The organism is Bradyrhizobium sp. 18BD, assembly GCF_054185225.1.
On the sequence record NZ_JAVAYL010000001.1, the window covers coordinates 283,216 to 305,326 of the forward strand.

The 22,111-nt window shown below is 65.8% G+C and carries 21 protein-coding genes; 9 read left to right on the forward strand and 12 right to left on the reverse strand.

The annotated features are described in order from the left end of the window. Window positions 1-37 precede the first annotated feature (37 nt). Both RAD16_RS01375 and RAD16_RS01380 read left to right on the forward strand, forming a co-directional pair. Window positions 38-907, forward strand: coding sequence for a UDP-2,3-diacylglucosamine diphosphatase (locus RAD16_RS01375; RefSeq protein WP_458156419.1), 870 nt, complete (start codon window positions 38-40; stop codon window positions 905-907). Next, window positions 907-1,944: a glycosyltransferase family 4 protein gene (locus RAD16_RS01380; RefSeq protein ID WP_458156091.1), complete on the forward strand. Its 1,038-nt coding sequence runs from the start codon at window positions 907-909 to the stop codon at window positions 1,942-1,944. Before RAD16_RS01375 ends, RAD16_RS01380 begins: the two co-directional genes overlap by 1 nt. 39 nt (window positions 1,945-1,983) lie before the next feature. Here RAD16_RS01380 and modC read toward each other — a convergent pair whose 3' ends face one another. From modC to mepA, 5 genes are all read right to left on the reverse strand, one after another. Beyond that, window positions 1,984-2,646 (reverse strand): molybdenum ABC transporter ATP-binding protein, encoded by a 663-nt coding sequence (modC, locus tag RAD16_RS01385; RefSeq protein ID WP_458156092.1) that lies wholly within the window; start codon window positions 2,644-2,646, stop codon window positions 1,984-1,986. Window positions 2,647-2,648: 2 nt separating this feature from the next. Further along, window positions 2,649-3,344: a molybdate ABC transporter permease subunit gene (modB, locus tag RAD16_RS01390; protein ID WP_458156093.1), complete on the reverse strand. Its 696-nt coding sequence runs from the start codon at window positions 3,342-3,344 to the stop codon at window positions 2,649-2,651. Window positions 3,345-3,350: 6 nt separating this feature from the next. Next, window positions 3,351-4,136, reverse strand: coding sequence for a molybdate ABC transporter substrate-binding protein (modA, locus tag RAD16_RS01395; protein WP_458156094.1), 786 nt, complete (start codon window positions 4,134-4,136; stop codon window positions 3,351-3,353). A 242-nt stretch (window positions 4,137-4,378) separates the two neighbouring features. Further along, on the reverse strand, window positions 4,379-4,882 hold the full coding sequence (locus RAD16_RS01400) for a hypothetical protein (RefSeq protein ID WP_458156095.1): 504 nt from the start codon (window positions 4,880-4,882) through the stop codon (window positions 4,379-4,381). Between the two features lie 357 nt (window positions 4,883-5,239). Then, window positions 5,240-6,184: a penicillin-insensitive murein endopeptidase gene (gene mepA / locus RAD16_RS01405; protein ID WP_458156096.1), complete on the reverse strand. Its 945-nt coding sequence runs from the start codon at window positions 6,182-6,184 to the stop codon at window positions 5,240-5,242. A gap of 551 nt (window positions 6,185-6,735) precedes the next feature. On the opposite strand from mepA, the gene RAD16_RS01410 reads away from it, so the two are divergent. After that, a complete protein-coding gene (locus RAD16_RS01410) occupies window positions 6,736-8,832 on the forward strand; it encodes an EAL domain-containing protein (RefSeq protein WP_458156420.1) in 2,097 nt (698 codons plus the stop codon). A 152-nt stretch (window positions 8,833-8,984) separates the two neighbouring features. Here RAD16_RS01410 and RAD16_RS01415 read toward each other — a convergent pair whose 3' ends face one another. Beyond that, window positions 8,985-9,470 (reverse strand): hypothetical protein, encoded by a 486-nt coding sequence (locus tag RAD16_RS01415; RefSeq protein WP_458156097.1) that lies wholly within the window; start codon window positions 9,468-9,470, stop codon window positions 8,985-8,987. A 353-nt stretch (window positions 9,471-9,823) separates the two neighbouring features. Between RAD16_RS01415 and RAD16_RS01420 the strand changes: the two genes are divergently transcribed. Further along, entirely contained in the window at window positions 9,824-11,272 is a 1,449-nt protein-coding gene (locus tag RAD16_RS01420) for an amidase family protein (protein WP_458156098.1), read from the forward strand. Window positions 11,273-11,297: 25 nt separating this feature from the next. Further along, the gene (locus RAD16_RS01425; protein WP_458156099.1) at window positions 11,298-11,879 is read left to right on the forward strand and encodes a TetR/AcrR family transcriptional regulator; all 582 of its coding nucleotides are present in this window, start codon (window positions 11,298-11,300) and stop codon (window positions 11,877-11,879) included. Between the two features lie 40 nt (window positions 11,880-11,919). Here RAD16_RS01425 and RAD16_RS01430 read toward each other — a convergent pair whose 3' ends face one another. The 3 genes from RAD16_RS01430 to RAD16_RS01440 form a co-directional block, all read right to left on the reverse strand. Continuing rightward, on the reverse strand, window positions 11,920-13,833 hold the full coding sequence (locus tag RAD16_RS01430) for a methyl-accepting chemotaxis protein (protein WP_458156100.1): 1,914 nt from the start codon (window positions 13,831-13,833) through the stop codon (window positions 11,920-11,922). A 193-nt stretch (window positions 13,834-14,026) separates the two neighbouring features. Next, entirely contained in the window at window positions 14,027-15,181 is a 1,155-nt protein-coding gene (locus RAD16_RS01435; RefSeq protein ID WP_458156101.1) for an acyl-CoA dehydrogenase family protein, read from the reverse strand. A gap of 171 nt (window positions 15,182-15,352) precedes the next feature. Beyond that, window positions 15,353-15,814, reverse strand: coding sequence for a GNAT family N-acetyltransferase (locus tag RAD16_RS01440; protein ID WP_458156102.1), 462 nt, complete (start codon window positions 15,812-15,814; stop codon window positions 15,353-15,355). A 125-nt stretch (window positions 15,815-15,939) separates the two neighbouring features. On the opposite strand from RAD16_RS01440, the gene RAD16_RS01445 reads away from it, so the two are divergent. Both RAD16_RS01445 and RAD16_RS01450 read left to right on the forward strand, forming a co-directional pair. Further along, entirely contained in the window at window positions 15,940-16,455 is a 516-nt protein-coding gene (locus RAD16_RS01445) for an amidase family protein (RefSeq protein WP_458156103.1), read from the forward strand. Beyond that, complete coding sequence (locus RAD16_RS01450) at window positions 16,421-17,554, forward strand: amidase family protein (protein WP_458156104.1); 1,134 nt, start codon at window positions 16,421-16,423, stop codon at window positions 17,552-17,554. Before RAD16_RS01445 ends, RAD16_RS01450 begins: the two co-directional genes overlap by 35 nt. A 28-nt stretch (window positions 17,555-17,582) precedes the next feature. Here RAD16_RS01450 and RAD16_RS01455 read toward each other — a convergent pair whose 3' ends face one another. Then, window positions 17,583-17,852, reverse strand: a complete 270-nt coding sequence (locus tag RAD16_RS01455) for a hypothetical protein (RefSeq protein WP_458156105.1) — start codon at window positions 17,850-17,852, stop codon at window positions 17,583-17,585. Window positions 17,853-17,941: 89 nt separating this feature from the next. Continuing rightward, complete coding sequence (locus tag RAD16_RS01460; protein WP_458156106.1) at window positions 17,942-19,468, reverse strand: FAD-dependent monooxygenase; 1,527 nt, start codon at window positions 19,466-19,468, stop codon at window positions 17,942-17,944. A gap of 300 nt (window positions 19,469-19,768) precedes the next feature. On the opposite strand from RAD16_RS01460, the gene RAD16_RS01465 reads away from it, so the two are divergent. Next, the gene (locus tag RAD16_RS01465; protein ID WP_458156107.1) at window positions 19,769-20,458 is read left to right on the forward strand and encodes an aspartate/glutamate racemase family protein; all 690 of its coding nucleotides are present in this window, start codon (window positions 19,769-19,771) and stop codon (window positions 20,456-20,458) included. Window positions 20,459-20,697: 239 nt separating this feature from the next. Continuing rightward, window positions 20,698-21,651, forward strand: a complete 954-nt coding sequence (pip, locus tag RAD16_RS01470; RefSeq protein WP_458156108.1) for a prolyl aminopeptidase — start codon at window positions 20,698-20,700, stop codon at window positions 21,649-21,651. Window positions 21,652-21,669: 18 nt separating this feature from the next. Here pip and RAD16_RS01475 read toward each other — a convergent pair whose 3' ends face one another. Further along, window positions 21,670-21,915 (reverse strand): hypothetical protein, encoded by a 246-nt coding sequence (locus RAD16_RS01475; protein ID WP_458156109.1) that lies wholly within the window; start codon window positions 21,913-21,915, stop codon window positions 21,670-21,672. Window positions 21,916-22,111: the final 196 nt, after the last annotated feature.

A 22,111-nucleotide genomic window follows, 5' to 3' on the forward strand; every position in this document is an offset into this window, starting at 1 on the left:
GACGAAGGCGGTCGCGGGATTGGCGGAAGCTGCCGCGATGGCATTCCTGCGCGATGGCCATAGCGGCGACCGGCCGGCGCAGCGCCGGGACCGGGATGCGGCTTTGCCGTCCGACGTCGTCAAGGTCAGGAGCCTGTTCATCTCCGATGTCCATCTTGGGACGAGGGGATGCCAGGCCGAGCGGCTGATCGACTTTCTCCACCACCATGACGCCGACACTGTGTTCCTGGTCGGCGACATCGTCGACGGCTGGTACCTGCGGTCGAGCTGGTATTGGCCAGGCACGCACAATGCAGTGGTGCAGGCGCTCGTCGATATCGCGCGGCGCGGCAAGCGGATCGTCTATGTAGCCGGCAATCACGACGAGTTCGTGCGCGACTATGTCGGCTCGACCTTCGGCGGCGTCGAGGTGGTTGAGCACGCGATCCACCGGGGCGTCGACGGCCGCGCTTATCTCGTCGTCCATGGCGATCACTTCGATCTCGTCGTACGCCATGCCCGCTGGCTGGCGCTGCTCGGCGATGTCGGCTATCGCACGGCGCTTGCCTCCAACGTCTGGCTCAACAGGATTCGGAGCCGGTTCGGGCTTGCCTATTGGTCGTTCTCGTCCTGGGCGAAGCTGCGAGTCAAGAATGCGGTCAATCACATCGGCCGCTTCGAGGAGGTTCTGTCGTCGGAAGCAAGGCGGCACGATGCGCAGGGCGTGATCTGCGGCCACATCCACCACGCGGCGATGCATGACGAGTTCGGCATTCGCTACATCAACACCGGCGACTGGGTGGAATCCTGCACCGGTGTCGTCGAGCACCATGACGGCCGGTTCGAGATCATCCGCTGGGTCGAGGCGCGGTTACAGCCGATGTCGGGCCCGTCGAGCGTGGTGCCGTTCGCACGGTCGGTCGCCTGATGCGCGTGCTGGTGGCAACCGACGCCTGGCGCCCACAGGTCAACGGCGTGGTGCGCTCGCTCGAATATCTCGCCAGCGAAGCGCCGTCGTTCGGCGCCAGTATCGGCCTCCTCACGCCGGGCGATTTCCGCACCGTGCCGCTGCCCGGCTACCGGGAGATCCGCCTTGCGCTGGCCTCGGTGGGGCGAATCGAGCGCGCGATCAAAAGCATGGGTCCGGATTCCGTGCACATCGCGACCGAGGGGCCGATCGGGTGGATCACTCGCTATGTCTGCCAGACCCGCGGCTATCCGTTCACGACGAGCTATCACACCCGCTTTCCTGAATATCTGGCGGAGCGGCTGCCGGTGCCGCTGAGGTGGAGCTATGCGGCACTGCGCCGTTTCCACAACAGCGGCGACGGCATCATGGTCGGCTCGCCGACGCTGGAACAGGCGTTGAGGGCGCATGGCTTCCGCAACCTGATGCCGTGGTCGCGCGGCGTCGATGCCGAACTGTTTTGTCCTCGCGCCGTGCAGCCGCTCGCCTTTCCGGGGCCGGTGTTCCTGTATGTCGGCCGCATCGCGGTCGAGAAGAACCTCGAGGCTTTCCTTGCCCTGGACCTGCCGGGCTCGAAGGTCGTGGTCGGCGACGGGCCGTTGCGCGCGAGCCTGCAGGCGCGGTTTCCGCAGGTCCATTTTCTCGGCACGCGGACCGGGCGAGCGCTCGCCGATGTCTACGCGTCAGCTGATGTCTTCGTCTTTCCGAGCCTGACCGATACGTTCGGGTTGGTGATCCTCGAAGCGTTGGCGTGCGGCCTGCCGGTTGCGGCCTTCCCGGTGATGGGGCCGCTCGACGTGATCGGCAAGTCCGGATGCGGCTGTCTCGATGCCGACCTGCGCCGCGCGGCGCTCGCCGCCTTGCAGGTGCCGCGCGAAAAATGCCGCGCCCATGCCCTGACCTTCACTTGGCAGGAAAGCGTGCGGCAGTTTCTCGACAACGTCAAGCGGGCGCATGGCATGCTGGCCGACGCCGCGCGGCCGCTGTTCGCGAGCTGAGGGACGACAAGCAAAAGACCGGCAACGTTACGAGCCGCCTTACGTCAGCACCTTCACCCCGCCGAACGACGTCACGCGGCCCTGCTTCAGCATCACGATCTGCGTCGCGAGCTGGCGCAATTCGGCGACGTCGTGGCTGACATAGACCATGGGCACATTGGCCTCGTCGCGCAGCCGGACCAGATAGGGCAGGATCTCGAGCTTGCGGCCTTCGTCGAGCGCGCCGAGCGGCTCGTCGAGCAGCAGCAGGCGCGGCTTCGACAGCAGCGCGCGGCCGAGCGCGACGCGCTGGCGTTCGCCGCCGGAGAGTTTTCCAGGGCGGCGATCGAGCAGCGCGCCGATGTCGAGCAGGTCGATGATGCGCTTGTGCTGGGCCGGATCGGGCGCGAGGCCGTTCATCCGCCGTCCATAGTCGAGATTCTGCGCGACGTTGAGATGCGGAAACAGCCGCGCATCCTGGAACACATAGCCGATGCGGCGGCGATAGGTCGGCACATGGATGCCGGCCGCGGTGTCGTCCACGGTCTCGCCGTCGATCACGATGGTGCCGCGGTCGGGCCGCAGCAGGCCAGCGATCATGTTGACCAGCGAGCTCTTGCCGGCACCTGAGGCACCGAACAGGCCGATGACGCGGCCTTCGCTCGTGAACGACGCCTGGAGCGAGAACTCGCCGAGCTTCTTTTCGATGTCGACCCGCAGCATGGTCAATTCCCGTGCAGGCGCTGCGTGGCGCGCCGGGCGAACCATTCGGCGGCGATCAGCGCGCCCAGTGCCAGGATGATGGAGACGATCACAAGCCGTCCCGCGGCCGCATCGCCGTCCGGCGTCTGGATCAGCGAATAGATCGCGGACGAGATCGTCTGCGTCTCGCCGGGAATGTTGGAGACGAAGGTGATGGTCGCGCCGAACTCGCCGATTGCCTTGGCGAAGCCCAGCACCATGCCGGCGAGCACGCCGGGCAGCGCCAGCGGCAGCGTCACCGTGAAGAATACTTTCCAGGGGGCGGCGCCGAGCGTCTCGGCGGCCTGCTCGAGCTTGCGGTCGATCGCTTCGATCGACAGCCGCATCGGCCGCACCAGCAGCGGAAACGACATCACGCCGCAGGCGAGCGCAGCACCGGTCCAGCGGAAAGCGAACACGATGCCGAGATGATCGGCGAGGAAGCCGCCGACGAGGCCGCGGCGGCCGAAGGTGAGCAGCAGCAGATAGCCGGTGACGACGGGCGGCAGCACCAGCGGCAGATGCACGACGGCATCCAGCACCGACTTGCCCCAGAAATCCCTGCGCGCGAGCAGCCATGCGAGCGCAATGCCGAACGGCGTTGCGACCAGCGTGGCGATGACGGCGACCCTGAGCGAGAGCAGGATCGCCGTCCATTCGGCGGGAGAGATGTCGAACACGAAAGATCAGGTCGTGGGGCTGACCAGGAACTTGAAGCCGCATTTTTCCAGAATCGTCTTGGCGGCCGAGCTACGCAGGAAGGCAAGATAGTCGTTGGTCTCGGGCTTCGCGGTCGTGGTCGCCGCGACGGGATAGATGATCGCGGGATGCGAATCCGCCGGGAAGGTGCCGACGATCTTCACGCCGGGCTCGACCTTGGCGTCGGTCGAATAGACGATGCCGAGATTGGCCTCGCCGCGGGCGACCAGCGTCAGCGCGGCGCGCACGCTCTCGGCCATTGCGAATTTCGGCTCGGCCGCTTGCCAGGCGCCGAGCTTCTCCAGCGCGGCCTTGGCGTATTTGCCTGCTGGCACCGACTTGACGTCGCCGGTCACGATCTTGCCGTCGCCGGCGAGCTTGGCGAGGTCAAAACCTTGCGCGATGGCGACGTTGTCGATCTTGGAGTCCTTCGGCGCGATCAGCACGATGCTGTTGCCGAGCAGGTTGACTCTGGAAGGCTCGTTGATGGTCTTCTTCGAGATGGCGTAGTCCATCCAGTCGGTGTCGGCGGAGACGAACACGTCGGCCGGCGCGCCCTGCTCGATCTGCTTGGCGAGCACCGAGCTCGCGGCATAGGAGACGCTGAACTTGATGCCGGTCTTGGCGGTGTAGGCCGCGTCGATCTCGTCGAGCGCGTTCTTCATCGAGGCCGCGGCGAACACGGTGATGGTTTTGTCTTCGGCGGCAGCGGGCGAGAGGCTCGCGCCCGCGAGAATCACGAAGGAGGTGAAAAGTCCGGCAATACGAATCATGAGTAGCGCTCCGTCCGGGCCTGCGCGCACAAATGCACGCGCAATTCTGGCGTTGGGTGGGTCATGTGCGACGGGCGGAAGCGCTGTTCCACGGGGCCTTGCGACGGCTTACGGCCGGCAGGGATATCGCAGCTCTCGAAGATAGCAGGCCGGGGCCTCAGGTCAAAGGCGACCGAGCGCATGATCCGGAAAAGTGTGCAGCGGTTTTCCGAAAAGATCATGCGCAAACAATAACATCTAACCTATTGGGCCGGCAGGATCGCGATCGAGAGCGCATTATCCTTGGCGCCGCTGATTTGGAGCACGAAGGGCTGGCCCGACAGCTCGTATTTCATGGTCTTGCGGATGCCGTCGCAGTCGGTGGCGCCGCTGAAGGCCACGGGCTTGAGGAAATCCCCGTCCTGGACCACGTCCACCCAGGCCCCACCAGATAGGCTGATCGTATAAAGCCCGGCCTTCGCCGCCTTGATGCTGGTGAAGCCGGCAAAGCTGCCGTCCTTCGGCGCCCGCTCCGGCGGCGCCGGCAGCTTTGCCTCCTGAGGCGGGACTAGCCCCAGCGTGATGGCCGTCGCCGGCAGTGCCGCCTGCTCGGTACCCGATGCGAGCTTGGCACGATCCGGCGCAGTCAGCGCGGCGCGCTCGCGCTCGATCGGCCATTTGAACTTGTCGCAGCCGCTGGGTTCCTCCGCAGCGAAAGCGGAGGTCGCACTGAGCGAGAGCACGGCAAGGAGAGCGAGGATGCGCATGTCAAATCTCGTCGTTGGCCACGCGCGGACGCGCGGCTTGCGGTCAGGTTTGTTGAAGGACGGGATGCGCATCCCGGAATGCCGCGGGCTTACGGCCGAGCGGCACGGGCAATCCTAGCGCATTCCGGTGGATAGGAGCCAGTAATGACTGCGTCATCCCGGGGCGCGCGCAGCGCGAGCCCGGGATCCATAACCACAGGATTGTGTTTGGCGAAGACTCTGAGCGACCAGCTCGCCTAACAACCACTCCCTGTGGTTATCGCGACGAGCGCAAGCGCTCGCGCGGGGGTCCCGGGCTCGCTTCGCGCCCCGGGACGACAGTGGCGGATGAGGCGGCAGCACGCCTAGCAGCGTACGTTACGGCTTCGCATCGCCGGCGTGCAGCACCACTTTGCAGGCGGCAGGCATCTGCGCCAGCGTCATCGGCGGTTTGGGCTTCGGCGGCTCTGGCGGCGGTTTGGGGTGCAGCACGCCGTCGCTGAACCAATAGTCCAAATCGGACGGCTTGCAGCCCTCGTCCTCGGATTGCGACGGCTGGCCCTCGCATTCGCCGGCGCCCGCGGGGCAGCGCATGCGGATGTGGAAGTGATAATCGTGACCCCACCAGGGGCGGATCTTCGACAGCCAGGAGCGGTCGCCCTTGGCCTCGCGGCACAGCGCCTTCTTGATCGCGGCATTGACGAAGATGCGCTGCACCCCCGGCTCCTGCGCGGCATCGCGCAGCACCAGCACATGGCTCGGCGTGAACACCTTCGGATCAATGTCGAGCCGGTCCTGCCGCACCATCATCACCGCCGACATCTCCTCGCGCTCCTCGCGCGAGAGCCTGCGGTCCGGCATCGGCGTCAACCAGATGTCGGCATCGAGGCCGATCTGATGGCTGGCATGGCCGGAGAGAGCGGGGCCGCCGCGCGGCTGGCCGATGTCGCCGACCAGGATGCCCGGCCATCCCGCGTCCTTGTGCGCCCTGGCGGCAAGGCGCTTGATCAGCGCGATCATGTCGGGGTGGCCGAAATTGCGGTTACGCGACAGCCGCATCACCTGCCAATTGTCGCCGTTCAGCGGCATCTGCATCGCGCCGCCAATGCAGCCCTTGGTGTAGGAGCCGATGACATGCGCCGGCCCCGTCGAGGGCAGCAGTTTGCGCGCGAACAGCTCCTTGGCGCCGAGATGCGGATCGTTCGGATTGGCGAGCGGCGGCAGCGGCTTCGGGGTCACGCTGCCCTTGTCCTGGGCCAGCGCGCCGCCGGCGGCCAGGAGCGTCATGGCGAGCAGGAGGGGGGCGAGGCGGCGGGGACTCATGCTGACATCCTTATAGCCCAACGCCGCGTCAGGGTTAAGAATTAGACTTGTCAGGAGGGCGCCATCTCACGGCGTCTTTTTTCCAACTAACCTCCGTCGAAAGTCGTAGATTTTTGCGTGGACAGGCTGCCGTTTTAACGGCGCGATAACCCTATCCTGCATTGACCAATATTCGTGCGCGGACCGAGATTCTCTTGTTCCTGCATGCAATCGGACGCGCGTCTCGGAATTGATTCATGGCGAGGGCGCGTTTTTGCGGCTCTACGCTCCCCGATTGCGGAACAGGAACAGGATTAGCGCGCATTCACGCACTATGTGCGCCTCCCAAACGGGCAAAACGGCCCGGCGCTTGGCCGTTGCGAGCCGTGCCCTCGGGAAACGGGATCAGCCAAGATTACTTTTCTTTCAGATACTTGTCGCAAAACTTGCGTCACTGGGCGCGGCTAGGACATGTGAAGTTGAGTTTGGGGTCTCGAAAACAAGCAAAGCGAAAGCGTAAAGGGTTGGCCGGCCAGGGGCCGTGCAAGCCGCGCTTTGCGCGCGCGCCGCATCTGCCCGTTCGACACGATGAGCTTGTGCAGAGCCGCGCCGAAGCCGCCATCATCGAAGCGCGCAAATCGCATGAACGGCTGCGCCAGGCCGTCGATTTGCTGCCGCAAGGCATCGTGATCCTCGACCCTGAAGGCCGCTATGTCCTCTGGAACAAGCAATATTCCGAGATCTACAGCAAGACCGCCGATCTGTTCGCGGAAGGCGCGCGCCTTGAAGACACGCTGCGCGTTGGCGTTGCCCGCGGCGACTATCCCGAGGCCGCCGGCCATGAGGACGAGTGGATCGCCGACCGGCTGAAGAAGCTCTACGAGCCCGGCAAGCGCCACGAGCAGACGCTGTCGGACGGCCGCGTCATCCTGATCGAGGAGCGCCGCACCGACGACGGCGGCGTCGTAGGCCTGCGCGTCGACATCACCGAATTGAAGCAGCGCGAGGCCTCGTTCCGCCTGCTGTTCGACGGCAATCCCGTGCCCATGATCGTCTGCGCGCTGGACGACGAGCGCATCCTCGGCGTCAACGACGCCGCGGTCGCCCATTACGGCTACAGCCGCACCGAGTTCGAGAAGCTGAAGATCCGCAGCCTTCAGGCCTTCGACAGCGAGCCGCCCTGGACGATGGATCGCTCCAGCGACGAGCAGGCCGCGCGCACCTGGAAGCACGTCAAGGCCGATGGCGCGCTGATCGACCTTGCGATCTATTCGCGCGAGCTGACTTACGCCGAGCGGCCCGCGGTGCTGCTGGCGCTGATGGACATCACCGAGCGCAAGCGCGCCGAGGCGCGGCTGGCCTTCATGGCCCAGCACGACGGACTCACCGGCCTGCCCAACCGCAACCTGCTGCGCCAGCAGGTCGACGAGATGCTGCTGCACACCCGCCGTAGCGCCGAGAAGGTCGCGCTTCTGATGCTGGGGCTCGACAATTTCAAGGCGATCAACGACACGCTGGGCCACGCCGTCGGCGACAAGCTGCTGCGTGGTGTCGCCAAGCGGCTGCGCTCGACGCTTCGCGAAGAGGACGCGCTGGCGCGGCTCAACTCCGACGAGTTCGCGATCGCGCAGAGCGGCCTGACGCGCCCCGAGGATGCGGTGGGCCTGGCAAAGCGCCTGCTCGAAGCCATTTCCGATCCCTATCTGCTCGATGGCCATTCCGTCGTGATCGGTGCCTCCATCGGCATCGCGATGGCGCCGGGCGACGGCGATGATTCCGAGAAACTGCTCAAGAGCGCCGACATGGCGCTGTCGCGCGCCAAGCAGGATGCACGCGGCACCTTCGCCTTCTTCGAGGCCGCGCTCGATGCGAAAGCGCAGAGCCGCCGCAAGATCGAGGTCGAGCTGCGCGATGCGATCCAGAACGACGTGCTGCGTCCCTATTACCAGCCGCTGATCGACCTCCAGAGCGGCCGCATCACCGGCTTCGAGGCGCTGGTGCGCTGGCCGCATGCCGAGCGCGGCATGGTCTCGCCGGCCGAGTTCATTCCCGTCGCGGAAGACACCGGCCTGATCAATCCGCTCGGCGGGCTGATGCTGCGCCGCGCGTGCCTGGATGCCGCGACCTGGCCCGACGACGTCCGCGTCGCCGTCAATTTGTCGCCGCTCCAGTTCCGCAGCGGCAATCTGCTCTCGATGGTGACGGACGCGCTGAAATATTCCGGCCTGCCGCCGCGCCGGCTCGAGCTCGAGATCACCGAGACGCTGCTGCTCGAGAAGAGCGCGCAGGTGCTGGCGACGCTGCACGCGCTACGCGCGCTCGGCGTGCGCATCTCGATGGACGATTTCGGCACCGGCTATTCCAGCCTCAGCTATTTGCGCAGCTTTCCGTTCGACAAGATCAAGATCGACCAGTCCTTCGTGCGCGATCTCGGCGCCAACCGCGAGGCGCAGGCGATCATCCGCTCCATCGTCAGCCTCGGCAAAGGCCTCGGCGTCACCATCACCGCCGAAGGCGTCGAGACCGAAGCCGAACTGAGCTGCCTCCGCGCCGAAGGCTGCGACGAAGGCCAGGGCTTTCTGTTCAGCAAGGCCCGGCCGAACGCGGAGATCATCAGCCTGCTGGCCGCGCAACGTGGCATTGATGGTGATACGGCGTTGGTGGCCTGAGTGACCCCTAACCTCTCCCCGCTTGCGGGGAGAGGTCGGATTGCATCGTCAGATGCAATCCGGGTGAGGGGGTACAGGTCCATCGACGATCTCACGTGTGGAGAGAAGCCCTCACTCCAACCCTGGTGGCTTAGCCTTCGGCAGATTGGCGTCTAGTAGCCGGAGTAGGGGCCGGACGGCATGCAGGAGTCGTCGACATAGCGGAAGCCGCCGTCATAGTCGTAATCCAACGCGGGCGGATAGCTGTAGGCGGGATAGCCACCGCCATAGTACCCGCCGGAATAGCCGCCATAGCCTCGGTAATACGCGCTTGCGACCCCGGCGCCGAGGACGGCGCCCGCGACGCCGTAGCCGAGGCCGCGATAGCCGTAGCCGCGATAGCCATAACCACGGTAACCGTAGCCCCGATAAGCCAGGCCGCCCCGGTAGCCATAGCCGCCACGGTAACCCCATCCGCCACCGCGATAACCGTAGCCGCCGCGGTAGCCGTAGCCCCAGCGCACCTCGGTGGTCACGGGATCGACCATCGATTTGATCGTCGCCACAGATGTCGGCATCGGGCCGGCCTGGGCACCCGTGGCGAGCAGGGCACCGGTCGCGGCGAGAACGGCAATACGCAGAGAGTTCGAGAACCTCATCACTATCTCCGTGCTGTGCGGCGGCGCTTGGGCGCGGCCATCGACAGCCTATTCGGAGGCAGGCTTGCTGCGCCAGACTTGATTTAAGTCAAACAGCGGCTGGTCATGCGGCGCTTACGCCGCGCGAAGCCCCGCCAAAAACGTATCCACGCTCTTCATCAGCGCCGAGGCGTGCTGCCCGAGCTCGCCATCACATTGCGGGCCAATGCGCCCCGAACGCGCTCCCGCTTCACCACTTGGCCGTCGCTGCTGACGCCTCACATTTATTTGTCCGTATTCCCCATTGAAGTACGATCGTAATTCAATATGATGATCGTAATTCAATGAAGCAATCCGGCACTCGCGAGGATTTCATGGACGATACGGCTGTCACTTCATCCAACACCGCTTCGCTGGAATATGCGGACGTGACCTCGCTTGGACTTGCAGCCGCTGCGGCCGCAATTCGAAACGGCGACATGACGTCGGAGGCCTACACGGCGGCGCTTCTGCAGCGTGAGCGAGCGCTTGTCGAGCTCAACGCCTTCATCACCATCGACGAGGCCGCGGTGATCGCGGCCGCGAGGGACGCGGACAAGGTCCGTGCGGCCGGGTCGACGGCGCCGCTGCTGGGCGTGCCGCTGGGCGTCAAGGACAGCTACCTGACGAAAGGCCTGCCGACGAGCCTTGGTCTCGACGGCCTCGCCCGCTTCGTGTCGCAGGAAGAGGCGGACGCGGTCCGCGCTATCAAGGACGCGGGCGCTCTGGTCTTCGGCAAGAACAACCTCGTGGAGATGTCCTACGGCCTGACCGGTCACAACGCGCGCTATGGCCAGGTGAAGAACCCGCACGCCCGCGATCGTGTGTCGGGCGGCTCGTCGAGCGGCTCCGCCGCATCCGTCGCCGCCGGCATCGTGCCCGCGTCCTTGGGGGGCGATACGGTCGGATCAATCCGCGTGCCGGCATCGTTCTGTGGCGTCGTGGGGTTCAAGCCGACGACCGGACGATGGCCACGCAAAGGCGTGGCGCCGATCTCGCATACACTCGATACGACCGGGGTGTTCGCACGTCATGTCGAGGATTGCGCGCTCGTGGATCATGTCGTAACCGGCGAACAGGCGGTGGAGCCGCTTCGGCGCGGATATGACGTCAAGGGAGCCCGGCTGGCCTACGCACCCCGGCAATTTCTTGACCTGGTGGACGCGGAGGTCGAGACGCGCTTCCGTGAAGTGGTGCGGCAGTTGCGGGACGCCGGCGCCGAAATCATGGAGGTGGACCTCGGCGACGACTTCGGCTCTCTCGTTCAGACGACGACATGGGGCATCTTCTTCCACGAGACCATGGGCGCAATCTCGGAGTTTCTGCGCCGCCACGATATTCCGACCACGTTCGAGGCGATCTACGAGGGCCTCAAGCCCGAGCTTCGGGACGCATGGGGACACATGGCCTTGCCGGGAGGCGCCGGCGCGATCTCCGCAGAGGCCTATCAGGCCGCGCTGGCCGTGAGCCGCCCGGAAATCAAGCGACGGCTCGACGAGGTGTTCGGCCATGGAGCGTTGGCAATCCTGCAGCCGACGACGCCCCGCACGGCGCCATTGATCGAACAGCAGGCAAATGTCTCCATCGCAGGGCGCGAGGTCAGCGCTCTCGCTCTGGCGAACCACACCGTGTCGGCGAGCAGCGTTGGGTTGCCGGGCATCAGCCTCCCGATGGGCCTCTCGCGCGAGCGACTCCCGATCGGCCTCGAATTGGATGCGCCCCTGGCGAGCGACCGCGCGCTCCTGGACCTTGCACGTCGCATCGAAGGCGTTCTGAGTACCTAGCGCGCGTGGAAAGTGGGGAAGAACAGTGCGTTTCGAAAAAGGGCATAAGGCGGCGACGCGACGGCACATCGTTGATGTCGCGTCGAAATGCATCCGTCGGGACGGCGTCGCCGCTGCGGGGATCGCCGGCATCATGGCTGAGGCTGGCCTGACCAAAGGGGCATTCTCTCCCCACTTCGAATCAAAGGAGGCGCTCGTTCGTGAAGCGGTGGAGAGCGCGCTCGCCGACCAGCAAGACAGCTTCGATGAAGGTCGGCGAAAGGACGCGGATCTCGAACGCGCGATCCGGAGCTACCTGAACCGCGGCCATCTCAAGGACCCGGCCAGAGGGTGTCCTTCGGCGGCGTTGCTCCCGGAAATCGCGCGCCAGCCCTTGCCGACCCGCAAGGCCTATGGCGAGGGGTTGCGAAGCTATATCTCATCGCTGGCCGCACTGCTTCCCGATACCGATCCGGCGACCGGCGAACGGCGCGCGATGGCCATCTTTGGCCTCATGGTTGGTACCCTCCAGCTCGCGCGAGCGGTCCCCGGCGCCGCCGACGCGGATCAGATCCTTGAAGGCGGCGTCGAGGCTGCGCTGCAGCTGGCGCGAGCTCCATCGTCCTGAATCAGGAAGACCAGGACGCTCAGGCCGAATCGCGCGGCGTTTACGCCGCGCGAAGCCCCGCCAAAAACGTATCCACGCTCTTCATCAGCGCCGAGGCATGCTGGCCGAGTTCGCCTGATGCCACCATCACATTGCCGGCCAGCGCACGCGACTGATCTGCGGCCTGGCTGGCACCGGCGACATTGGTGGAGACGTCGGTGGTGCCGGCCGAGGCCTGCTGCACGCTACGGGCGATCTCGCGCGTCGCCGAGCCCTGCTGCTCGACCGCGGCGGCGATGGTGGTGGCGATGCCGCTGATCTCGCGGATGGTGTCGCTGATGCCGGAAATCGCGGTGACGCAATTGCCGGTCGCGGCCTGGATCGCCGCGACCTGGCTCGCGATCTCGTCGGTCGCCTTTGCGGTCTGGCTGGCCAGCTCCTTCACCTCCGATGCGACGACGGCAAAGCCGCGGCCGGCTTCGCCCGCGCGCGCCGCCTCGATGGTGGCGTTGAGCGCCAGCAGATTGGTCTGGCTCGCGATCTCGCTGATCAGCCGCAGCACGTCGCCGATACGCTCGGCGGCGCCGGCAAGGCTGGTGACCATCTCGGTCGCTTCAGCGGCCTTGGTCACTGCGCCGCTCGCGACCTGGCTGGAATGGGTGACCTGACGGCCGATCTCGCTGACCGACGAGGCCAGCTCCTCGGTCGCGGCCGCAACAGCGTTGACGCTGGTCGAGGCTTCCTCGGACGCCGTCGCGGCAGCGGAGGCGCGCTGCGAGGTGCCGTTGACGCTGGAGGTGATCTCGCCGGCGACGCTCTGCATGCCCTCGGTGGCGTTGGCAACCGCGGCCACCACGCCCTTGACGTCGGCCTCGAAGCGGTCGGCCATCTGGCGCTGCAGCGCCTGCTTCTCGATCTCCGCCCTGGCCTTGTCGGCCTCCTGCGCCTCGCGCAGCGAGCCGGCCTCGAGCATGTTCTGGCGGAAAACGTCCACCGCCTTGGCCATGGTGCCGAGCTCGTCCGGCCGCTCGCTGTCGGGAATGGTGACGCTGGTGTCGCCGCTCGACAACCGGTTCATCACCGCGGTGATCGCCGTGAGCGGCCGCGACAGGCCGCGCCCGAGCAGGAACGCCAGCAGAATGGCGGCGGCGAGGATGGCGACCGTGCCGAGGATCAGATTGCGTTCGGCGGCGGAGAAGGCGGCCTCGTATTCCGTCGTGTCCTTGATGATCTCGAGCACGCCGACCGGCTGCCCCGCATAGTTCTTGATCGGCCCGGCATAGACCGCGACCGGATGGCCGTCGAGCTCGGCCTCGCGCAGCAGCGGCGCGCCGTCGATCGCGGCCTTCAGCTCGTCGGGCCTGGCGACCGCGTTCTCGCCGAAGCTGGAGGACAGCTTGTTCAGGGTCCTGCCGTCCACCGAATAGACCGCGAGGTCGATACCGAACCGCTTCTTGGCGCGGTCGACGAACTCCTTGCCGAAAGCGGCGCCGATGTCGACATTGGCGAGGTTCTTTCCGTCGCGCACGATCGGGGTCATGCCGAAGATGCCGAGCGCTTCGCGGCCGGGCTCGACGCCGACGATCTGCCGGCCGGTCTTGAGCGCCTCGACCACGGTGGCGCGGCGCGCGGAGACGTCGTCGCCGAAGGTTTTTGGCGTGTGAACGCGGAAGAACGAGATCGCCGGCGGCAGCTGGAAGGTGATCAGCGGGATGCCCTGCGCCTTCAGCGCCTTGTTGGCGTCGCCAAGCAGCGTGAGGAGACTGTCGCGGTCGCCCTTGGCGATGGCGTCGCCGACCGGCGGTAGCGCCGCGATCACGCTGTCATATTGCAGCTTGAGCTGCTGATCGAGCGCGAGCCGTGTCAACGCCCGCTGCTGCGTGATCGAGAAGCCGGAGAGGATGGCGCAGGCGATCGCAACGGTGAGTGCGATGGCGAGAATCAGGCGAGCGGCAATCGACTTGATCTTGAACATCAAAAATTCCCAGGCATTTCCAAATCTTGCTTTTGCGGAAAGGTCCCAGAAATTGCTTAACAACAAGCGCGGCATGGTCCCCGTGTATCAACGGAATCGCCACGGTCCTTTTGCATGACTCAATGCAGTGGACGCATGGTGCGACTCTCATTCCGTGCAACGAGAGACAAAGCGCCGCAGCACTGACCAGCGACTATCGATTTTCGGCAAGGATCATCTTGCCGACGTCCTCGAAATGCGTGTCGCGCGCCTGGATCTGCTGCGCGATGGCGTGCATGTCACGGAACCGTCGCTCGAACGGGTTGCTGCGGAATACCGCGGTCGCGCCGGCCATGTGATAGGCGGTGTCGACCACTTTTGCCGACTGGTGGATGGACCAGGTCGCAGCGAGCCGCACGGCGCTGCGATGCGCCGCGCTGAATGCGCCGGTCGCAGTGAGGTCGCGCCACATCGCATTCGCCGTCGCATAGAGGTAGGCGCGCGCGGCGCGAAGGTCGCCCTCGGTGCGGCCGATCAGGCCCTGGACCGCCTGGTTGTCGCGCATGGCGCTCGCCGCAAGCGACTGGTGCTTGGCCCGCGATAACGCGATGGCGGCATCCAGCGTGGCACGCGCGACGCCGAGCGAGACCGCGGCAAACCCGAGGCTGTAGGTCGAGCCGGTACCGATCCTGTAGAGCGGCCCCTTCTCAACCAGCGCAGCCGGCACGTCGCGAAATGCGGTGAAGCGCTCGGGAATGAAGAGATCGCTCACTTCATAGGAGTCCGTGCCGGTGCCGGCGAGCCCGATCGCCTGCCACACATCATGCATCACCGCGCTGCCGACCGGAAACAGGATGGTGCGCACCTCCGGCGAGCCATCGGCATTCTTGCGCGGCATGCCGTCGCCGCCGACGATGCGCACATGCGCCCCCAGCCAGCTCGCCTGCCGCGAGCCCGAGGCAAAGTCCCAGCGCGCCGTGACGCGATAGCCGCCCGCGACGCTGCGCGCCTCATGCGCAATCGCGCCCCAGGCGAGGATGCCGGGTGCCTGGTTGAAGATCTCATGCGCGGTGTCGTGATCGAGCCAGGCCGCGATCATGGCGCAGACGCTGCACTGGCCGAGGCACCAGGCGGTGGACGCATCCGCCTTCGCGATCTCCTCCAGCATCTGCATGAAGCTGTCGATCGGGGCTTCCGCGCCGCCGAGGCTTTGCGGCAGCAAAGCGCGATAGAGCCCGTTCTCGACCAGCGCGGCGACGACATCAGGCGTCAGCCGCCGCGTCCGCTCGATCTCGTCGGCCTCGCCCGCAATCAGCGGCGCGATCGCCTGTGCCCGCTCGACCAGACCAACTCCGGGAGTTGCGTTCATGCGCGTTTCCTCGCCCATTCTGCCGTGAGCGGTGAGATGCGCGATGGTGGTCTATTTGGCCGGGAGGATCAAGGCATCCCGCCGCCCCTCCGTAGCCCGGATGGAGCGCAGCGAATCCGGGGCCTTCGGAGACCGCGGGACAATCCCGGATTGCGCTTCGCTCCATCCGGGCTACGGACTGTCCTCGAGCAGCCGCTCCATGATGATCGTGCGTTCGTCGTCATAATAGCTGTCGCGCACGGCCCTGAAGCCGAGCCCCGCATAGAACGTCTCGGCGGTGACCGACGACGACACGGTCAACGCGGCAATGCTCCGCTCCCGCGCCGACCGCTCAATCCCGGCCATCAGCAGCTTGCCGATCCCGCGGCCCTGAACATCGGGCGCCACAAAGACCGTGCGGACGACGCTTCCGTCGAGGCTCGCCGTGCCAACGATCCGGTCGCCAACGGTGGCAACAAACGCGGTGCGCTTCCCGATCAGCTCCCGCACGGCGTCCGGGCTGAAGCTGCGCGCGATCCTTTCGATGATCGCGTCCGTATAGTCCTTCGCATTGGTTTCGCGCAGCGCACGCAGGATGACGCCGCTGATGTCAGCCGCGTCGTCCTCGCGCGCGGGCCGGATCGTGCAATCCATGGGTCGCTCCGCTGGAGCCTTCACGTCGGCGTCGCGTCACAGGCTCGGCAATCAGCTTGTCGCGCGATCGCACTTAATGCTACCGTCTGTAGCATATTTTCAGGAAGCCGTCCAAGAGGCACCTCATGACGAAGCCGCCCCGCCGCGACGCTCTCCTCGCCGCGATGACCGGGCTTAAGCTCGAAGACGCCTCCATGAGCGACATCGTCGATGCGCTGGCGAGCGGGCATGTCACCGCCACGGCGCTGACCAAGGCCTATCTCGCGCGCATCGAGGCTTTCGACCGCAACGGACCCGCGCTCAACTCCGTGCGCGCGCTCAATCCCGACGCGCTGGAGATCGCCCGCAAGCTCGACGGCACCAAGCCGTCGGCCAAGCGGCCGCTGGCCGGCGTGCCGGTCCTGCTGAAGGACAACATCGCCACCGGTGACAAGCAGCCGACCACGGCGGGCTCGCTGGCGCTGGAGGGCGCGCGCGCCAGGAGGGATGCCACGGTCGTCAAGCTGCTGCGAAAGGCCGGCGCGGTGATCCTCGGCAAGTCGAACCTGACGGAGTTCGCCAACATTCTCGCGATCGAGATGCCGGGGGGCTATTCCTCGCTGCCAGGTGAAGAATCCCTACGTGCCGACGCTGCTGGATGATCGGGGCATTCCGGTCGTCGATCCGGGTGGCTCGAGTTCGGGTTCGGCGGTCGCCGTGGCCGCAGGTCTCTGCACGGCCTCTGTCGGCACCGAGACTTCCGGCTCGCTGCTGCACCCTGCCAGCCGGAATGGCATCGTCACCGTGAAGCCAACCGTCGGGCTGATCAGCCGCGCCGGCATCGTGCCGATTGCCCATAGCCAGGACACCGCCGGGCCGATGACGCGCACCGTGCGTGATGCAGCGATGATGTTGAACGTGCTGGCCGCCAAGGACCCGCTCGATCCCGTGACGGAGCGGCAGCGCAGGCCGGCCGATTACACCGCCGACCTCGCACGGGATGCGATGAAGGGCGCGCGCATCGGCGTGCCGAGCGACCCCACCGATCCGCTGAACGATCCCTACTACGGCAAGCTGCCGCCTGACGCTACCAAGTTGATGGCCGAGATCATCAAGGTGCTTGAGGATCTCGGCGCTGTCATCGTGCGGGCCAGCATGCCGGCGGCGGGCTGGATGAGCGGACCGGGCACGATCATGGCTGTGCTCAATCGCAATCCGCTGAGCGGCAACAAGGGCAATGCGGTCGTGCAGCGGATCGTTTTCCTCTACGAGCTGAAGCACGATCTCAACCTCTACCTGGAAGATTGGGCGACCCACACCGACATCAAGACCATCGCGGACATCGTTGCGTCCAACGAGGCGCATGCCGACAAGGCGCTGCGCTTCGGCCAGGACCTGTTCCTCGCCGCCAACAACACCAGGGGCGATCTGAGCGAGCGCGAGTACAAATCGGCGCGCGCGATGGACCTCCTCACCGCCCGGACGCGCGGCATGGATGCCTATATGAACCAGCACAAGCTCGACGCGGTCCTGTTCCCCGGCGCGACCGGCGCGGCGATTGCCGCCAGGGCAGGCTATCCCAGCGTCATGGTGCCCGGCGGCCTCGTCTCGGGAGCCGACGGCAAGGACACGCCGGACTATCCGCTCGGCGTCACCTTCGCCGGTCGCGCCTGGAGCGAGCACAAGCTGCTCCGCCTCGCCTACGCCTACGAGCAGGCGTCCTGCATGCGCAAGCCGCCGCCCGGTTTGCCCGCGCTTTAGATGTCAGGATTCCTTCCCCGCGGATGCCTCAGCTGTTCGGAAACCACCACCCGAAGATCGCAACGGTGAGGCACGACGCCAGGCAGATGACCTGGTGGCCCATCTCCATCCAGTAGCTGAACGGCTCGGTGTCCCTCTGGAAGACCTGCCGCGACCAGTCCAGCAGCCAGACCACGACGTCGGGGCTGAAGGCCCTGATTTTCCGGTCGGTATAGCCATCCCGCAGCATGCGGCCGCAATCGACGCACAGATAGACCGCAACTATTCGGGCGACGACCTCGTACAGGAAGAACCGCATCCACGCACCGTTTCACAGGTCGTGCATGAATCGGCGGGACGCACGATCATGCATCGGCCTGATTTGGTGTGGCCGGCCTGGTGGTTGGTTCAATCGCTCGGTTCACCAAACCATCGCACCGCAGCTCGTGCCGCTTCATCAGGATCAGGAATCCCCTCGCTGACCCAGGCCACGACGCCGTCGGGGCGGACCAGCAGGGCGGTCAGGCCCAACCGGTCCCTGGCGTCGCTTGCGACATGCACGATCCGTCCGCGCCAGCGGCGCGCAAGCGCTTGGAGCGACGGCCGGTCCTCGAAGTCCAGCAACAGCCCTTGTCCCGTCCGGAGCAGCTCGGCGGTTCGCGTTCCGTCTTTGAGCGCAAAGTCGGGCGCGCTGCGCCCCACCAGCGAATGCGGATCGCCGAGATCGTAGCGCAACGAGACGCCCCAGACGCGTTCGGCGAAATAGGTCGCGCCGTCGCACGTATCGATGAGATCGCGGATGATCGCTTCGAGTGCACGCGAGCTTCTGCTCGGACGCATGAGCGCGACCTGGGCGCGCGACCAGTCGAGGATCTGTGCGCCCACCGGTTGCCGCTCGGCCGCATAGGTGTCGAGCAGGCCGGCCGGCGCGTCGCCACGAATGGTCGCCGCGAGCTTCCAGCCGAGGTTCATCGCATCGCCAAGGCCGAGGTTCAGGCCCTGGCCTCCCAGCGGCGAATGGATGTGCGCGGCGTCGCCCGCCAGCAACACGCGGCCATTGCGATAGCGGGTCGCCTGACAGGCACGGTCGGTCCAGGTGGTCGCGAGCGCAAGCGCAGTCACCGTCACCTCGAGACCCGAGACCTTGCGCAGCACCGTCTCGATCTCGTCACGGTCCGGCTCGCTGCGGTGAGCGGCACCGCCGTCAAAATCGACCATCGCGATCGTGCCGGGCGCCGCAAAAGTGTACATGCCCTGTGCCGTGTAGTGGCGGCCCGGCGCGAGCGCGACCGGGCCGGCCAGCTCGACCTGTGCGGAATAGCCGGTGAATTCCGGATCGGTGCCTTCGAAGTCGAAACCAGCAGCCTTCCGCACACAACTGCGTCCGCCGTCGCAGCCGACCAGCCAGTGGCCCCGCGCCGTTCCGCCGGCCGTTTCAACGGTGACGCCGCCGTCCGATTGCGTGAGAGATTCAACGCCGCAGCCGCGCCTGATGTCGACGCCCAGCACTTCGGCGCGCAAGGCAAACACCGCCTCGATGCTAGCCATGTCGGCCGCGACGCTGCCGATGGGGCCGGGCAGGCGACAGGGCCATTGCGTGCTGTCGATCCGGTCATGGAAGAACTGGATGCCGGCGAAATGACCGCCCGGGCGGCGCTGCTGCGCCATCCAGTGCGCGGCCGCCGGTGTGTCGCGGTCGGCGGCACGGCGCGTGAGATCGTTCAGCAGGTCGCGGCGATCCAGGCTCTCGATGGTCGGCACCGAAAGTCCGCGCAGCCCGAACGGCAGGCCCTTGAGCGGCGAGTGCGGGCTTTGCGCCTTCTCCAGCACCAGCACCGAACAGCCCGCAAGCCTGAGCTCGCAGGCCAGGAACAGGCCGACCGGACCGGCGCCGGCAATGATGACGTCATAGAGGGAAGCGTCGGGATTCTGCATGACTGGCTCCGTTGTCGAAATTCGACTGTCGATGTTCGACCGGAGCGTTTCCCGAACCCGAGACCTCACGGACGAACGAGGGATCGCCTGACCGGCGACCGTTGTTCGTCGTGGGGATCTCGGGCGCGAGGCCAAAGACCAGAGCTTTCGTTACCGAAAGGACTTGGGCTTACCAGACCAAGTCTGCCTTTTCCGACATGGCCGTTTAGCGTCGGGGCTCGCTTTCGTCAACGGGCGGTGATGGCGAGTTTCGCCGTCTTCGTCTACGATCCGACCGCGTAATTGGTCGGAGACGCAGGAATGCAAACAATTGGCCTGATCGGCGGCATGAGCTGGGAGAGCACCGCGCTCTACTACAAGCTCATCAACGAGCGCGTTCGCGATCGCATGGGCAAGCTGCATTCGGCGCCGCTGCTGATGTATTCCTACGACTTTCAGGACATCAAGGAGATGCAGTACGCCGGCCGCTGGCAGGAAGCCGCAAGCAGCCTGGCGGAGGTCGCGCGGCGTCTCGAAAGCGCCGGCGCGCGCGCGATCGTGTTGTGCACCAACACGATGCACAAGCTGGCGCCCGACATCGTCTCGAGCCTGAGCATTCCCTTCATCCACATCGGCGATGCAACGGCCGAGCGCATCCGGTCCAAAGGCTACCGGCGCGTCGGGCTGCTCGGCACCAAGTTCACGATGGAGGAAGATTTCTACATCGACCGACTGCGCGCCCATGATCTCGACGTCCTTGTTCCGCCCGAAGTCGCGCGGGCCGACGTGAACCGCATCATCTACGAGGAACTGTGCCTCGGCATCGTCTCAGCCCCCTCGCGCCGCCGCTATCAGGAGGTGATGGCCGCGCTCGTCGCCGCTGGAGCCGAGTGCATCATTCTCGGCTGCACCGAGATCACGATGCTGGTCGGTGCTGCCGATACGTCGGTCGAGACGTTCGACACGACGGCGATCCACGCGGAGACGGCGGCGGATTTCGCGACCGGGTGATGGCGATGCCGCTCGTAAGATGGGTAGAGCGAAAGCGAAACCCATCAAACTTCTTCCTCACGATCAGGTCGAGCCGGCAAGGCTGTCGGATGCCACCCTGGTTGAGGCGATGGGTTTCGCTTCGCTCTACCCTCCTACGGGCTGAAGCCGATATGGGCGAATAGCTGACTTTGCCTGCCGCCTCTCGACGGGATAGAACGTCGTCGCAAACTCCCTCCCACCCAACCTGAGAGCAAGCGATGGCTCAGTTCCAGCCTATCGAGCCATATCAGCACGGATTGCTGGATGTGGGGGACGGCCACCGGATCTACTGGGAATGTTGCGGCAATCCCGCGGGCACGCCTGCGCTCTTCCTGCATGGCGGCCCGGGCTCGGGTTGCTCGATCGGCCAAAGACGATTTTTCGATCCTGACGTCTACAAGGCTGTGCTGTTCGATCAGCGCGGCTCCGGCCGCAGCCTTCCGCTCGCAAGTAGACCGGGCGCGAGCCTGGCGCGCAACACCACCCACCACCTCATCGCCGACATCGAGCGGCTGCGCGATCTGCTCGGTGTCGACAGCTGGGTCATCCTGGGCCTGTCCTGGGGAACGACGCTTGGCCTTGCCTACGCCCAGGCGCATCCGCGACGCGTGAAGGCGATGGTGCTTGGATTTGTGACCACGACGTCTCGTGACGAGGTTCGGTGGATCACCCATGATGTCGGGCGCATCTTTCCGAGGGAATGGGAGCGCTTTGTCGAGGCCGTTCCGTCGCATCTGCGGAGCATGCCGCTCGTCGATGCCTACGCCACCATGCTCGCCGACGCCGACGAGACGGTTCGCGATGCGTCCGCGCAGGCATGGTGCGCGTGGGAAGACGCGCATGTCTCGCTGACGCCGGGACATCAGCCCAATCCACGATATGACGACGCGGCGTTTCGGCTACGATTTGCCCTTCTGGTCACGCATTATTGGCGCCACGCCGCGTTTCTCGAGGAGAGTCAGTTGATCCGCGACGCATCGAAGCTGAACGGGATTCCCGGCGCCCTGATCCACGGTCGTTTCGACGTCAGTTCACCGTTATCCACGGCCTGGCAACTGCACAAGCGATGGACCAGCAGCAGGCTGCATATTCTCGACGACGCCGGCCATGGCGGCGGCGATGAGTTCATGCCTTTGGTGATCAGAACCCTGGACGAGTTCGGGAGGCTGTAGGGGTGCGGGCCCGCGGACTTATCGTCCGGGCATGGGCTGGCCGGTCTTCGGCGGCATGACAATGGCGCCGGCATTCGGGTGATGATCGTCGGCGGCCGCTCCCTGCCGGGCGCCATCACCCCGCATGCGTCCGTCGAACAGGAACGGTGCTGTTCCATTGGCGCCGGCCACAGCCGGCGTGTTCGATTGTCCAGACCTGGTATCCTGCGCGCTGACCGCGCTTACCGCCAGCGCCAACACAAACGCGATTGCCAGTCTCGGCATCACCGATAACTCCCGGGTTTCGATCAGGATCGGCGAGGAAGTGGACGCCAGGATGTCTGCGGAGGACGGGATGTCGGTTTTGGGGCAAGGCGGACGTCGGGTGCGGGAGTCCGCTTGAGTCAGCTCGCCCCGCGAAACCAGGCCATTGCTCTACGCGCGCGGCCTGGGCTCCAATTGGCCAGCCGACGAGTCCGGG

What these genes read in the sequence shown, in the direction of transcription:
- RAD16_RS01460 (WP_458156106.1), bottom strand. Translation starts at nt 19,468, where the DNA reads ATGCAGAATCCCGACGCTTCCCTCTATGACGTCATCATTGCCGGCGCC.
- RAD16_RS01415 (WP_458156097.1), bottom strand. Translation starts at nt 9,470, where the DNA reads ATGAGGTTCTCGAACTCTCTGCGTATTGCCGTTCTCGCCGCGACCGGT.
- RAD16_RS01420 (WP_458156098.1), top strand. Translation starts at nt 9,824, where the DNA reads ATGGACGATACGGCTGTCACTTCATCCAACACCGCTTCGCTGGAATAT.
- RAD16_RS01375 (WP_458156419.1), top strand. Translation starts at nt 38, where the DNA reads ATGGCATTCCTGCGCGATGGCCATAGCGGCGACCGGCCGGCGCAGCGC.
- RAD16_RS01435 (WP_458156101.1), bottom strand. Translation starts at nt 15,181, where the DNA reads ATGAACGCAACTCCCGGAGTTGGTCTGGTCGAGCGGGCACAGGCGATC.
- RAD16_RS01400 (WP_458156095.1), bottom strand. Translation starts at nt 4,882, where the DNA reads ATGCGCATCCTCGCTCTCCTTGCCGTGCTCTCGCTCAGTGCGACCTCC.
- RAD16_RS01430 (WP_458156100.1), bottom strand. Translation starts at nt 13,833, where the DNA reads ATGTTCAAGATCAAGTCGATTGCCGCTCGCCTGATTCTCGCCATCGCA.
- RAD16_RS01475 (WP_458156109.1), bottom strand. Translation starts at nt 21,915, where the DNA reads ATGCCGAGACTGGCAATCGCGTTTGTGTTGGCGCTGGCGGTAAGCGCG.
- modA (WP_458156094.1), bottom strand. Translation starts at nt 4,136, where the DNA reads ATGATTCGTATTGCCGGACTTTTCACCTCCTTCGTGATTCTCGCGGGC.
- RAD16_RS01465 (WP_458156107.1), top strand. Translation starts at nt 19,769, where the DNA reads ATGCAAACAATTGGCCTGATCGGCGGCATGAGCTGGGAGAGCACCGCG.
- pip (WP_458156108.1), top strand. Translation starts at nt 20,698, where the DNA reads ATGGCTCAGTTCCAGCCTATCGAGCCATATCAGCACGGATTGCTGGAT.
- RAD16_RS01455 (WP_458156105.1), bottom strand. Translation starts at nt 17,852, where the DNA reads ATGCGGTTCTTCCTGTACGAGGTCGTCGCCCGAATAGTTGCGGTCTAT.
- modC (WP_458156092.1), bottom strand. Translation starts at nt 2,646, where the DNA reads ATGCTGCGGGTCGACATCGAAAAGAAGCTCGGCGAGTTCTCGCTCCAG.
- RAD16_RS01445 (WP_458156103.1), top strand. Translation starts at nt 15,940, where the DNA reads ATGACGAAGCCGCCCCGCCGCGACGCTCTCCTCGCCGCGATGACCGGG.
- RAD16_RS01440 (WP_458156102.1), bottom strand. Translation starts at nt 15,814, where the DNA reads ATGGATTGCACGATCCGGCCCGCGCGCGAGGACGACGCGGCTGACATC.
- mepA (WP_458156096.1), bottom strand. Translation starts at nt 6,184, where the DNA reads ATGAGTCCCCGCCGCCTCGCCCCCCTCCTGCTCGCCATGACGCTCCTG.
- RAD16_RS01380 (WP_458156091.1), top strand. Translation starts at nt 907, where the DNA reads ATGCGCGTGCTGGTGGCAACCGACGCCTGGCGCCCACAGGTCAACGGC.